The organism is Paenibacillus sp. J22P59, assembly GCF_059383895.1.
Genome location: NZ_JBXENX010000011.1, coordinates 39,238 through 53,205 on the forward strand (window position 1 = coordinate 39,238; position 13,968 = coordinate 53,205).

Annotated in this window: 12 protein-coding genes and 1 riboswitch; of the genes, 10 read left to right on the forward strand and 2 right to left on the reverse strand. The window is 46.6% G+C overall.

Annotated elements, in window-relative coordinates; genetic code table 11:
* Positions 1-96 precede the first annotated feature (96 nt).
* From AC50YO_RS18845 to AC50YO_RS18870, 6 genes are all read left to right on the forward strand, one after another.
* The gene (locus AC50YO_RS18845) at positions 97-966 is read left to right on the forward strand and encodes a carbohydrate ABC transporter permease (RefSeq protein ID WP_494849651.1); all 870 of its coding nucleotides are present in this window, start codon (positions 97-99) and stop codon (positions 964-966) included.
* Between the two features lie 40 nt (positions 967-1,006).
* Complete coding sequence (locus AC50YO_RS18850; RefSeq protein ID WP_494849653.1) at positions 1,007-1,852, forward strand: carbohydrate ABC transporter permease; 846 nt, start codon at positions 1,007-1,009, stop codon at positions 1,850-1,852.
* Positions 1,853-1,888: 36 nt separating this feature from the next.
* Positions 1,889-2,734, forward strand: coding sequence for a PIG-L deacetylase family protein (locus AC50YO_RS18855; protein ID WP_494849655.1), 846 nt, complete (start codon positions 1,889-1,891; stop codon positions 2,732-2,734).
* A 230-nt stretch (positions 2,735-2,964) separates the two neighbouring features.
* A complete protein-coding gene (locus tag AC50YO_RS18860) occupies positions 2,965-4,218 on the forward strand; it encodes an ABC transporter substrate-binding protein (protein ID WP_494849657.1) in 1,254 nt (417 codons plus the stop codon).
* 139 nt (positions 4,219-4,357) lie between these two features.
* Positions 4,358-4,458: riboswitch (purine riboswitch) on the forward strand.
* A 123-nt stretch (positions 4,459-4,581) separates the two neighbouring features.
* Positions 4,582-5,973: an NCS2 family permease gene (locus AC50YO_RS18865; protein WP_494849659.1), complete on the forward strand. Its 1,392-nt coding sequence runs from the start codon at positions 4,582-4,584 to the stop codon at positions 5,971-5,973.
* 88 nt (positions 5,974-6,061) lie between these two features.
* Positions 6,062-6,961, forward strand: a complete 900-nt coding sequence (locus tag AC50YO_RS18870) for a fumarylacetoacetate hydrolase family protein (RefSeq protein WP_494849660.1) — start codon at positions 6,062-6,064, stop codon at positions 6,959-6,961.
* Positions 6,962-7,812: 851 nt separating this feature from the next.
* On the opposite strand, the gene AC50YO_RS18875 is transcribed toward AC50YO_RS18870, so the two are convergent.
* Both AC50YO_RS18875 and AC50YO_RS18880 read right to left on the reverse strand, forming a co-directional pair.
* Complete coding sequence (locus tag AC50YO_RS18875; protein WP_494849662.1) at positions 7,813-8,883, reverse strand: phosphodiester glycosidase family protein; 1,071 nt, start codon at positions 8,881-8,883, stop codon at positions 7,813-7,815.
* Positions 8,880-9,305 (reverse strand): hypothetical protein, encoded by a 426-nt coding sequence (locus AC50YO_RS18880; protein ID WP_494849663.1) that lies wholly within the window; start codon positions 9,303-9,305, stop codon positions 8,880-8,882. The genes AC50YO_RS18875 and AC50YO_RS18880 overlap by 4 nt, the downstream gene beginning before the upstream one ends.
* Before the next feature lie 258 nt (positions 9,306-9,563).
* Here AC50YO_RS18880 and msrB point away from each other — a divergent pair, with 258 nt between their 5' ends.
* The 4 genes from msrB (at position 9,564) to AC50YO_RS18900 (ending at position 13,936) form a co-directional block, all read left to right on the forward strand.
* Positions 9,564-10,523 (forward strand): peptide-methionine (R)-S-oxide reductase MsrB, encoded by a 960-nt coding sequence (gene msrB / locus AC50YO_RS18885; RefSeq protein WP_494849665.1) that lies wholly within the window; start codon positions 9,564-9,566, stop codon positions 10,521-10,523.
* Positions 10,524-11,030: 507 nt separating this feature from the next.
* The gene (locus tag AC50YO_RS18890) at positions 11,031-11,603 is read left to right on the forward strand and encodes a nitroreductase family protein (RefSeq protein ID WP_494849667.1); all 573 of its coding nucleotides are present in this window, start codon (positions 11,031-11,033) and stop codon (positions 11,601-11,603) included.
* A gap of 249 nt (positions 11,604-11,852) precedes the next feature.
* On the forward strand, positions 11,853-12,299 hold the full coding sequence (locus AC50YO_RS18895) for a MarR family winged helix-turn-helix transcriptional regulator (RefSeq protein ID WP_494849669.1): 447 nt from the start codon (positions 11,853-11,855) through the stop codon (positions 12,297-12,299).
* A gap of 17 nt (positions 12,300-12,316) precedes the next feature.
* On the forward strand, positions 12,317-13,936 hold the full coding sequence (locus AC50YO_RS18900; protein WP_494849671.1) for an MDR family MFS transporter: 1,620 nt from the start codon (positions 12,317-12,319) through the stop codon (positions 13,934-13,936).
* Positions 13,937-13,968: the final 32 nt, after the last annotated feature.

Here is a 13,968-nt window from a genome sequence, read left to right on the forward strand (position 1 = left end):
GCACGCTGTCCCGGGGATCGGCATGTCGTCGGCACCCGGGACGAATAACCGCTAGTAGAATTGAAGTTATTGCTTACGAAGAGGAGGCGTTCAGTTGTGATATTCAGGGACAAGAGATACATTGTGCTTTTCCTGGCGCCAACGATGCTATTATTAATCACCTTTCTTTTATATCCGCTCATACAGTCCGTTTATTACAGCTTTACCGAATGGTATAACTTCTCCAATACGAAGAAGTTCATCGGCTTCGGCAATTACAACCAGCTCATACATGACCCGGTTGTGTGGATTGCATTGAAGAATACGTTCATCTTGATATTGGGGGCCGTATTCCTGCAAGCAGGGGGAGGTCTTGTACTGGCGCTGTTGACGGACAGCATTAAACGAGGGTTTAAATTTTTTAGAACGGTCTTCTTCTTTCCGATTGTGATCTCGGGAACGGCGATTGGCCTCATGTTCTCTCTCATTTACAACTATGATTATGGGCTTATGAATGCCATCATGAGAGGGCTTGGTCTATCCGAACAAATATGGCTAACGGAGAAAAGCGCGATTTATTTGGTGCTGATCCCGATTTTATGGCAGTATGTCGGGTTTTATTTTGTGATATTCCTGACAGGCATGTCGAAGATTCCAGAGGATATTTATGAATCAGCTATGCTCGATGGCATTACAGGATTCAGGAAATCAATCTATATTACGCTTCCTCTGCTGCGGGATGTCATTGCTTCTTGTCTTACGCTTGCAACGGCAGGAGCATTGAAAGTATTCGATGTCGTCTACATCGTAACTAAGGGCGGTCCGCTGAACTCAAGTGAATTGCTCAGTACCTATATGTATACGAAAGCATTCAATGGACAAAACGCAGGCTACGCCAGTACCATCGTCATCGCGATGATGATCCTTGGCATTGTAATAACGGTTGTATTGAATAAGTTGGTTAAAAAAGAGGCTGTCAGCTATTAAGGATAGACAACAAACAGCCCGCTTGAGAAGGTGATAGTAGATGGTTAATAGACTGGTAAGGCCGGGTACGGCCAAGCTTGCCGTATACGCGCTGCTTATTTTATGGGCATGCACAACGATAGTCCCGTTATTATGGGTGCTGCTTAACAGCTTCAAAACATCTGAGGAAATTTTAACGCAATCCTTCGCTCTTCCACACAGTTGGTCTTTGTCCAACTTCTTGAAGCTGAATGAATACGGCAACATTAATGTAGTTAAAGGCTTTATGAACAGTATGCTTATTTCGGGATCTGTTGTGCTGGGAGTTGCTCTGTTCGGCGGCATGGCTTCTTTTATACTGGCGCGGTTCCAATTTTCCTTCAAAGGATATTTCACATCTATCTTTGTTATTTGTATGCTGCTGCCGCAGTTTGCTGTTATCATTCCCAACTTCGTCATTATCGAAAAGCTAGGCTTGAACGGCACTTATCTATCGGTTATTCTCCCGCAGGTAGCAGGCAACCTGAGCTTCGCAATTCTGATGATTACGGGCTTCATGGCCTCTTTGCCAGGGGAGCTAGAGGAAGCGGCGGTCATGGATGGGGCAACGATCTGGAAAATCTATTATCGAATAACGCTGCCGCTGTGCTTCCCGATTTTTGCAACGGTATCGATCATGGTTTTCCTATGGTCTTATAATGAGCTGCTGCTGCCTCTCGTCTACTTGCCAATAAGAGAAATGCAGCCAATATCTGTTCTATTGTCGCTTGTATCCAATGCGTATGGCACAGACTATGGCGCTATGATGGCCGCGATTACGATTTCAATTGTACCGCTGCTTGTTCTGTACATGTTCTCACAAGAAACGGTTATTAAAGGATTGACAGCTGGTGCTGTGAAAGGATAACAGCTCTGGTTTAGCATACAGGAGGAGAGAGAAACGATGACTATACAAAAACAAAAAAATATCATTATTATTGCCGCTCATCCGGACGAAGCGGAGATTTATGCGGGAGGCACCTCTGCGTTATTCGCAGAGCTGGGGCACCGGGTGAAATTCGTTTCCTTGACCAATGGAGATTGCGGACACTACTCGCTTAGCGGACAAGAGCTGGTGGACAGAAGAACACTGGAGGCCCATGAGGCCGCCAAGCGATTGGGTGTTCTTGACTATAGCATATTGAATATATCGGATGGACGCCTTGCCAATAGCTATGAGGTAAGGGAAGAGGTCATTCGCCAAATCCGCAATTGGAAGGCAGACGTTGTCATTACCTTCCATCCGGAAGGGGCAGGGCATGTAGATAACCGCAATGCAGGAAGAATCGTGAGGGATGCTGCAGATTTTATTGCGAAGGTGCCGAATTCCGTACCTGATGCACCAAGCCTAGAGCAGTCTCCGCTGTTCCTGCTTATGCCGGACTACGGTAAGCGAAGCTCTTATTCTCCTGATCTAGTTGTTGATATCGGCTCTGTCATTGAGAAGAAGCTGCTTGGCTGCGATGCGCATGCATCACAATTCTATGAATTCGCACCATGGCAGCGTAATCTGCTGGATCTGGTTCCACAGACTTGGGAGGCCAAACGGGCGTACATTTTAGAGCATTGGAGCAGCTTTATTGAGGTGTCCCCGGAGATGCTGCCAGCGCTGGATCGTTTATATGAAGAGGGGAAATCAGCAACAACACAGTATGCTGAACCGTTCGAGATCGCGGATTATGGCAGAAGACCGAGTGATTCAGAGCTGAAGCAGCTATTCCCGATGCTGAATGCTGCGGTAACGAAATAATAGGCAGAAATACAGGAAGGGGGTAATCCCTTTCTGTATTTTTTACGTTAAGCAGGCTTTACTTCCATGTACCAGATTCGCTAATTGCAAGAGCAGGTGTTCACTAATGGGGGACACTACTTTATACTTGTATAGTTGTGCTTGCATAGCGATTGTTCTTTGGATAGCTACTACGTAGTATATCCAAATTTCAAATAAAGGGATGGATGTCGAGGGAGAGCTTAGAGTAAATGAGAGAACAGACAGCAGGTCAGGCACGAGTATTGGTCATCATGGCGTTCTTAATATTGCTGACGGCAGCATGCGGAGGGGCCAAGCAGAAGGAAGGCAAGATGCCTGAGGTTACGATACGGGTCGTTACTTCGTTCGCTGGAACAGATACATGGGTACCGGCTTGGACGGAAGCGATCCGGCAGTTCCAAGAGGAGCATCCTCAAATAAGTATTCTCGATGAGTCTGTGCCAGTGAATCAAGATATTCTGCGCAACAAAGTACAGGCGGATGTTCAAGCAGGAGATATAGCTGATGTGATGTTCTTCTTCAACGGCAGCGATACGGATATGCTGATGGAGACAGGGGATATCGTTTCTTGGGAAGAGGAACTGGCGAAGGACCCGGAGTGGGCGAAGCAGTTTAACAGCGGCATTATGGAAAAGGTGAAACATGAGGGCAAGCTGTATGCTTTGCCGTATATTGGATTTTACGAAGGATTGTTCTGGAATAAAGAGCTATTCGATCGGTTCAATCTGAAGGCCCCCTCTACTTATGAAGCTTTCATTACAGCTGTAGATACGTTCGCGGCTAATGATATCATTCCATTCAGCACATCGTTCATCACTCCTTACTTGCAAGAGGCTGTGATTCTATCGCAGGTTGGCATTGAGGGGCAAAAGAAAGCTTATGATCCGTCATGGGCGCCAGCACTAGAAATTTTCAACGCTCTGTATGACAAGGGGGCCTTCGCCAAAGATGTTCTTGCTCTAGATGAGGGGAAAGCCATGTCCACGTTCAGAAGCGGTAAGGCAGCGATGATGTTCGACGGTTCATGGGCAGCAGCGGGACTTAGCACGAATCCTGCTTTCCAAATAACACCGTTCCCATTGGTACCGGGTGGAAAAGGCGAGAATATCATTATTTCGGGCTTCGGCTCTGGCTGGTACATGAAGAAAAACACGGACCCGAAGGAATATGAGGCTTCTCTTGCGTTCGTTAAGTATATGACTTCTCCCGAAATAACAGGGAAATTCGCGGCAATTGGCGGTACGTATGCATTAGAGGTTGATCAGTCTAACGACATTGCGAAGCTTCTGGTTGATGGCAACAAGATGGTCAGCGAGGCTAAGGACTTTGTCATGCCGATTGACTCTTATGTTAGTCGGGAATCCTATAATGATTTCTTGATCGGTCTCGTGTATGTCATGGGCGGGAGAAGAGAAGCTGGGGATGTGCTCGAAAAGGCCAGACGAATAAATATGAATAATTAGAAAATAATGGTTTGAAACCTCATTAAATCGGGTTAACATATATTAAACACGAATATTGAAGGTTTTGGTTGAGGTTAATGTTCGTGAAAGTTGTTGACAAAATGACGTATTCCTTATTATGATGATAGACGAATAACAACGACAATAGCATATTCCTTTTCGTATAATCTCAAGGATTGGCTTGAGAGTCTCTACTCGATCACCGTAAATGATCTGGCTACGAAAAGTGTGGAAAAGTGCCGCACGGTCCGCGGAATACTTTTCCCCTTTTTGCAAAGCCTAGAAGAACATGCGCGATAGACGCATTTTTTGACTAGGCTTTTCGTTTTGCTTGGACACATTTTGTGGGGGGTTAAGATTAAGATGGAACGTTTCTTTAAGCTCAAGGAAAACGGCTCGAATTTTAGAACGGAAATTATGGCGGGTTTGACAACCTTTATGACGATGGCTTACATACTAGCCGTCAATCCATTGATCTTGTCGCCAGCCGGCATGGACTGGACAGCCGTATTTCTAGCAACGGCACTTGCAGCAGGTATTTTCTCGATTGCGATGGGGCTGTTCGTTAACTTCCCTGTATCGCTTGCTCCAGGTATGGGATTGAATGCATACTTTGCATCGACCATTATCGCATCGCAAGCGACCGATCAACCGATCTCGGTTGCAATGGGACTGACAGCGGTATTTATCTCCGGTATTATCTTCATTATTTTGACGCTTACTCAGGTTCGCCAGATGCTTATTACAGCGGTGCCGGATAGTCTGAAGCATGCGATTACGGTTGGTATCGGTCTATTCATCACCATTATCGCCTTGAAGGGCAGCGGCATTATGACGATTGCTCTCAGCAGCTTCGGCGATATCAAGCAAGGTCAATTCACGATTCTTGACAGTAATGAAACCGTTATTCAGCTCGGCAGCTTCCATAGTGCTTCGGTAGTGATGACCGTAGTTGGCCTGCTGTTGATCGGTATTCTGATGGTGCTTCGCGTTCCGGGAGCAATCCTCTGGGGTATCCTTGGCACGACAATTATTGCGATTATCGCTGGCCAAGTTGATGTTGGCGCAGCCTTCACGAACCAGACTTGGGTTCCTGATTTTACAACAATGAACATTGGTCACTTTGACTTTGCAGGCGTCATGGAAGTGGGTCTGGTAACGGTTATTCTGACCTTTACTTTCGTGGAATTGTTTGATACGTTCGGTACGCTTGTCGGTACAGCTAACCGTGCGGGATTCATGAAGGACAAAGAGAAGGGCAAGAAGCTTGTGGGCAAGGCCATGTTCGTAGACGCTATCGGCGTAAGCGGCGGTGCTGTACTTGGTACAAGCACAGTTACAGCGTTCGTTGAGAGCTCTGCCGGTGTTGCACAAGGCGGACGTACAGGACTGACTTCCGTAACAACGGGTATCTGCTTCCTGCTTGCGATCTTCTTGGCTCCACTTGTTGCACTTGTACCTCCAGCTGCTACGAATGCAGCGCTTATCATTGTCGGCGTACTGATGATGCAATCCGTCAAAGAGATTGACTTCTCGGATATGGTCTACGCGATTCCATCGTTCTTGACGCTTGCTCTTATGCCGCTCACTTACAACATCGCTAACGGTCTGTCTTTTGGTATCGTAACTTATGTTGTACTTGCAGCAGTAGGGAATATGGTTGGCAAAGAAAAAGGCAAATATAAAATTCACTGGCTCATGTGGATTCTGGCAGTGCTTATTATCGGGCGCTACCTGTTCATGGGCGGAGAATAATAGATTAATTGACAAGCAGCGCTGGACCGGCGCTGCTTTTTCATGCGAAAATAAGGGAAAACAGGTATTGCGGAGGGAGAAAGCTTGAATGAAATTGTTAACCTATTATAAGGAAGACGGGCAGCAGCAGTTAGGTATTCTGTCGACACATGGCGTTATAGATGCGGCAGCAGCAGGAGACGAGCTAGGGCTTCCCGCAACGAGCGATATCCATTCGATTATTGAAGGGGGAGCGGATAGGCTGAGCGAGCTGCAGAAGATTCTAGAAGCAGTTGATTCCGAGCCTGAGCGTTATCAGGATATGCTGCTGGAGGAAAGGCTGCTGAAGCTTGCGCCCGCGGTAACCCGGCCTGGCAAAATCATATGCGTAGGCTTGAACTATCGCAAGCATGCAGAAGAGACCAATGCGGCAATTCCGCTCTATCCGATCCTCTTCAATAAATTCAACAATGCCTTGGCAGCGATGGGGGATATCATTACGCTTCCTAAGGTATCCGAACAGGTCGACTATGAGGCCGAGCTTGTTATCGTTATCGGAAGCAAGACGAAGGATGTATCGGTGGAGCAGGCGCTGACTCATGTGTTCGGCTATTGCAATGCGAATGACTTGTCTGCACGCGACTTGCAGAATAGGACAGCCCAATGGCTGCTTGGCAAGTCCTGCGACGGCTTCGCGCCGATTGGCCCTTATGTTGTGACAGCCGATGAAGTCGGCAACCCGAATGACCTGAACATTCGCTGCACCGTCAACGGTACTGTCCGTCAGAATTCGAGTACGGCAGATATGATCTTCCCATGTGATGAGATCGTAAGCTATATCTCGCAGCATATGACATTGCTGCCGGGCGATATTATCCTAACAGGTACGCCGGAAGGTGTGGTGTTCGGGCTTCCGCCTGAGCAGCGGGTCTATCTTCAAGACGGTGACGTTGTGACCATAGAGATTGAAAAGCTTGGTGCATTGACCAATGTTATGGCTGCCCAGTAGACAGAGCGAAAAAGGTAATCACAAGTGCAGTTGTGAGCTTGGTAAGCATGACTATCCAGAGCTGCTAAGGTGCGGGATAGCTCCTGACTAGCTCTCTACACTGTCAACTCTATGCACTTGTTTGCTCAGCTAATGAGCCTTCGACTGTGGCTGTTAAACGTAAGGCTCAACTAGCCTTGCACACTGACGATTACTCAACTGATGAATCTTTCAACTGGGAGCGGTGGGGGTAACCTCATTCTTCTGTGAGGCTATCCTCATTCATAAGGGCTGATTTTTGTACACGACAAGCATTCTATGAGGCTAGCCTCATAGCTCAAGAGCCAAGCCTCCTGAGGTATGAGGTTTGCCTCATACCTTCCCGTTATCCTCGACGGACACCACAATTGTAGGTGTTTTCCCTCACAGATATGTGATCTTGCTTCATATGTCTAACCTTCTCACATTAATGACCAACAGAAAGGTTCACTTCGGCTGTAATCGTATGGGTCAACTAGCCTTACATACTGACGATTACTCAACGAACGAATCTTCGACTGCGAGCGCACGAGCAGCGGTAGAATAGTCCTCTTTGAGTTGCGGATCGCAAGGTTCATCTTACCCTATAAACGGTTTATTCCATTAACGAATCTTCAACTATGAGCGCACCGAGCGGCTAACCCTAACATTCCCAAAAAGTGATGCGAGTTAGTTAACCTCATAAATAATGCAAAGAACCTTCAAATCCATTGGGATAGCGGATTTGAAGGTTCTTTTATCGTCCATGATTATGCGCAGAGGGGGCTTAACGAAAGTAACTTTTGAGGCCTCAGCCCCCTTAATTTCAGAGCTGCTTTAATTAAATAGAGTGATTATTTGAAAAATAAAAAGTGAGTAGGAAGCTTGCGCAATTGCCCATCAGACGGTTTGTTAATAACCCGGCCATTCCAGATGAGTGAGGAGGAACCTCCGCCATCCAAATTGTACCCATCGACGGCACCGAATCTGCGTAGCAGCATTTGCAATTCCTCAAGCGTAGCACCCGAGCTGCCGCCTTCGTTGCGTCCATCGACAACAAGGACCAGCAGTTGATCATCCTTATAGTTAGCGATAACGGTTCGTGGTGCCCTTACGGGGCTCGACTGCCACTTCGCTGGGATGGGCATTTGTACGCCATTTTTCAATAAAACAGGTACGAATGAAGCACCGAATTTCACATTTAGACGATCGAGCTTCTCCCGGCTGGTGTATTTGCCTCCAACAAGCTCATTATCCTCATTGAGACCGACAAAGAACAAGTCCGCAAATGAAGGCTCGAAGCCATTCACGTAGCTGCCGTCGAGGACCGTCGTGCTAAGCGGATACCGCTTGCCGCCGCCATCCGCGTACCCGCCTGCATTCACGCCCGCAATCGCGCCATAGCGTTTCACTGCAGCAAGTGTAGTCTCTGCTCCGCCGAGCGTGTCATTGCCAAGCACCATCTTCATACCTTTATCCGACTTGAGCTTAATCTTCAACGCATAGCTTTGAAAGTTCTCTGCTTTTATGTAGAAGAGCTGCGCTCGAAGCTTGTCCGAGGTAATCGTACCTGATGGCGTGCCGAGCTTGCTTGTTATCTTCTGATCATACATAGCTAGTGGACGCTCGGCTTGTTTCGCGGCAGTGGAAGCGATGAGCTTCATATCAGCATTCGTCTGGGCATACAGCTTGAGCTGCTTCTGGATAGACTGGCTCGTTTGCTGCGCTAGCTGATGCGCTTTATCGAGACTCTTCGCGGCCTGCTCAGCAGGAGCAGGCTTCACTTCTTCAACACTTGCTTTGGGGAATGTCTCTTCAGATAGAACGACTGCTACATTTGACAGAAGCAGCCATAGAAGAATGCCAAGAAAAGGCGCACAGGTCAGCAGCATCGTACGATTCAATGCTTTGACGGATAGATTCATTTCAACACATCCAAGCTTTTTTGCAGTTCTTTCAGCTGTTTCTTCACTTCATTCAATTGTGTATACAGCTTGTTGCTGTTGTCTGTCTTAACGTCAGCGTTGTCCTTCGTGAAGGTGAGCAACTCATTCAGAGCATCTACCTTCGCTTCGAGCTCGGTGATTTCACCTGTGTAAGTGGTCTCCAGCTTATTCAACCGTTCATCATATTGCTTCTGCATAGCAGTAATTTGAGTAGCAGTCTGCTGGGCTATGTCAGCAGCGACCTGTTGTTGAATGTGATCGCTGTACAACTTGGCTCCCACTATTCCGGAAGTAATTAAGATGAGCCAGACGAGCAGGAAAGTAAAGAACATGCTTTTGCTTCTTTTCTTTCGCGGAGCCCGTTCGTATTGGCTGGATGGCATTGTTTCCATATTAGACATATTTGTACGTTCACCTCTTGTGTGCATAGTGCCGAATAAAGCAGGATGAACGAACTGCAAAAAGGACGCTCTATACTATTAAACGACCGAAAAAGACAATTGTTGCGGGGCGTCACTACATTGTAACAAAGTTTTGGGGTGAGGTCTGTAGAGCAGTTTGTGGGATCTCTTGGATACGTTATAATAAGAAGACCGGAAGGTTCATTACAGGATGTTCAAGGTATAACATTTATATAGAAGATATAGGAGGTTGAGAAAATGACAAAATCAACAGAACAAGCAATGTTCGCGGGAGGCTGCTTCTGGTGCATGGTATCGCCCTTTGAGGAAGAGCCAGGCATTATCTCAGTCGTATCAGGCTATACAGGCGGACATAAGGTGAACCCGACGTATGAGGAGGTTTGCTCGGAGACGACAGGCCATGCTGAGGCGGTCCAAATTACGTATGATCCAGAGGTATACACTTATGAGAAGCTGCTGGATGTTTTCTGGAGACAGATAGACCCGACCGATGCAGGCGGGCAATTCCATGATCGCGGGGAATCGTATCGCCCGGCTATTTTTTACTATAATGAAGAACAGCGCCAAAAGGCAGAAGCCTCCAAGCTTGCGCTTGAGACGAGCGGAAGATTCGATAAGCCTATTGTGACGGAGATCGTTGAGGCGAAGGAGTTCTACCCTGCCGAGGACTATCATCAGGGCTATCACCATACGAATCCTCTTCGTTACAAAATGTACCGCAAAGGCTCCGGCCGAGACGCTTTTATCGAGAAGCATTGGAAGCTGGAGAAGAATCAGGATGAGCTTAGGGCACGCCTTACGCCGATTCAATATGAGGTTACGCAAAACAGCGGAACAGAAAGACCTTTCACCGGAGAGTATTGGGATCACAAAGGCGAAGGGATTTATGTCGACATTGTTTCAGGTGAACCATTGTTCAGCTCGAAGGAGAAATACGATTCGGGCTGTGGCTGGCCGAGCTTCACGATGCCATTGAAGGGCTCCGCTGTTACGGAGCATACCGATGCGAGCCATTTCATGATTCGGACAGAAGTACGCAGCAAGGAAGGCGATTCTCATCTGGGGCATGTGTTCAATGATGGTCCCGGTCCGCATGGCCTGCGGTATTGCATAAACTCCGCTTCGCTGCGTTTTATTCCAAAGGATGAGCTGAAAGCAGCAGGGTATGGCGAATACGCGTCTCTGTTTAATGAATAAAGGAATTATGTAATAAGGAAGTTGTTAAAAAAGGCTGTGGAAACGCGGTTCTACAGCATGGACTGTCGAGAAAATATCGACAGTCTTTTTTGCATCAAAAATTGAGTGTGAAAGGCTTGCGCAGAATTGTGGATTTCTTTCAAGTCTAGCGGAATCAGGTTCCGTTATTTTGTGTTTGACTCTCTTTTGTTATAAAATAACTGATCGTGGTTCCGTTATTATTGGGAATAGAGCTTTCTACGTCAGATTTTTCTGAATTAACGGAACTGTGTTCCGCTAATTCATTTATTTAAGCAAGAATATACTAAATAGCGGAAGCCCGTTCCGCTATTGAATGCCATGACACAATGGCTTATGAATGACAGGTCAATGCGAGCCGTTTTTTCACAACACAACAGGTAGGATAAGTACAATAATTGTTTATACATGTCTAGAAATGATATGCTAGTACCAATGAAGCAAGTATAGCGGAATAATCTATATCATATATAAGGAGTGGACAAGCGCATGAATATAGAAGAAGCGATTCAATCCAGACGTACGATTGGTCGGGTGAAGAAGGACCCTGTTGACCGCGCGCTGTTGGAAAAAATAGTGGAGGCGGCTACTTGGGCGCCAAGCCATCATAATACACAACCGTGGAAGTTCATCGTGATGACAGGAGAAGGCCGGGCGAAGCTTGGCGAAGGCTATGCCCGTGTGGCAATGGCTTCACTGGATACAGCGGCTGGCAACGCGCTTGAAGAGCGTCTTGCCAAAGAGAAGGCGAAGGCTTACCGTTCGCCAGTCGTTATTGCTGTAGTATGCTCCCCGTCCGATGATCCTAGAGCAACATTAGTGGAAGAGGTAGCGGCAGCGAATGCTGCTGTACAGAATCTTCTGCTCTCTGCCCATGCGAATGGGCTCGGTGCCATCTGGCGTTCAGGAGATCCCATGTACCATCCTCTAATGAAGGATACATTTGGTCTGGAAGCAGAGGAGCAGCTTGTAGGACTTATTTATATTGGTTATCCGGATATGACTCCGCCTGATGTGAAGCGCACACCAGCTGCAGATAAGACGGTGTGGTTGGAGTCGTAAGAGTACTGAGATACAAAACGAATGATTGATGTGATGATGTGATTGCTTGGCAAATAAGCTTTTCGGTGGAATCACGTATGTAAGCGTGATCCGCCGGAAGGCTATTTTTATTTGCAAATGTAAGGTTAATTTAATAATTGACTGATTCAATGAAAAGATATATAGTAGTAAATACTTTAGTTCAATTTAATTTAGCTCTAAACTATTTTGTTCATAACTATCTGGTCAGTCTTGCTAAGGAGGGAAGAAATGAAGGATAGGAGTAAGGAGGTCATGGAATTCACCGGCTTATTCCGGACACTCATGAAGAATATCAACCAAGAGTGGAATAAGCATATTCCTTGCAATTTAAACTATACGCAATTCAAAGTGCTTTTTAAGCTGCGTGCTTCTGGCTCCCAGAAGGTATCGGAGCTTGCGGAATCGATCGGGCTAACCTCGGGAGCGATAACGGGTGTAGTGGATAAGCTGGTTGGTGAAGGACATGTATCAAGGGAGCGGGCGGTCGATGATCGCAGAGTGGTATACATTGAAATCACGGAGAAAGGCAAGGCTATGCTTGAGGAGATTATGGAGACACAAAAAGAGACGATCTCATCATTCTTCGATCAGCTGCCGGAAGAGGATATTCAGCATCTGAAACGGATTTTTACTCAGTTGCTTCAGAATATAGAGAAATATAATGAAATCGGATAGAAGGAGCAAAAGAAATCATGGAACATTTATCAAGTAAACGTAAATTATCCATTATGATCGCTATTATGTTCGCAATGTTCTTCGCAGCAATTAATCAGACGATCGTAAGTACGGCGATGCCGAGAATTATTGCAGAGCTTGGGGGCATGCATCTTTATACATGGACAATTACCATTTATATGCTGACCTCCACGATCGCAACAGTGCTTGTTGGTAAGCTGTCCGACATCTATGGGCGGAAGCCATTTATTTTGGCAGGTATATTATTTTTCATCATAGGCGCATTTACGTCGGGTCTGGCTACTGACGTGTATCAATTCATTACGTACCGCGGTATTCAAGGTATTGGTGCGGGTATCATCATGGCAACAGCCTTCACAGCTGTAGGAGACCTTTTCCCTCCTCGTGAACGTGGCAAGTGGACTGGACTTATGACAGCCGTCTTCGGTTTCTCCAGCGTAATTGGCCCGACATTGGGCGGTTACATCGTCGATCACATGGCTTGGCACTGGGTATTCTGGATCTTCCTGCCGCTCGGAGTTATTGCTTTCGTGATGATTCTGTCCTTATTCCCGAAATCAGAGCGCAAGCCGGCTGAATCTATTGACTACCTTGGTTCATTGTTCTTAACAACAACGATTGTGCCGCTGCTGCTTGCTTTTACATGGGCAGGATCGGAGTATGCTTGGGGCTCATGGCAAATTCTAAGCCTGCTGGCAGCTACGCTGGTATCTCTTGCAATCTTCATTGCTGTGGAATGGAAAGCTAAGAGCCCAGTGCTTCCACTGAGCATGTTCAAGAACAATATCGTTACGCTATCGAACATTATTGGTTTTATTATGAACTTCGGTATGATGGGCGCGCTCATCTACTTGTCCTTCTTCGTGCAAGGCGTTCTGGCTATTTCGCCGACACATGCGGGTTATGTAACAATGCCGATGTCTATCTGTATGGTTATTACAAGTGCAATCAGCGGTTCCCTAATTAGCAAAACAGGTAAATACAAGCGTTTTGCTTTGATTGGTATGCCGATTATGCTTGCAGGTATGATCATCATGGTTCTTATGAACAGCGTATGGATGGCGGTTCTTGCCATGGTCGTATTCGGTCTTGGCCTTGGTCTTGGTATGCCGGTATTCTCACTGATCATTCAAAATGCGGTTCCTCATAAGGAGCTGGGTGCAGCGACAGCAACTATGCAATTGTTCCGTAACTTGGGCGGTACGATCGGTATCGCAGTAATGGGTACGGTATTGTCCACAAGCTTGAAAAACAATCTGACTGAATTGGCCAAATCACCTGATGCAGTAGATCTTTCGAAGCTTGATCCAGCTACGGCTGCTCAATTCGCTCAGTTCTCCAATCCTCAATTGCTGACGAATCAGCCAGCGCTTGAAAAGCTGCATCAAAGCCTTCCTGCTGATATGCAGGCGACCTTCACGAAATTCATTGATACGCTTCGTGATGCCCTAAGCTCTTCCTTGTCGACTGTGTTCTTGACAGGTGCTCTTATCCTCGTTATTGCAGTGGTGCTTACTTACTTTATTAAGGAGATCCCACTGCGGACTTCGAATAAAGCACCAGAGGAAGAAGCGATGAAGCTGAATAAAGATGCGAAGGTAGCAGGTACGAAATAAGCTTAAGTAAATAAGAAAGGACGGAAGATACG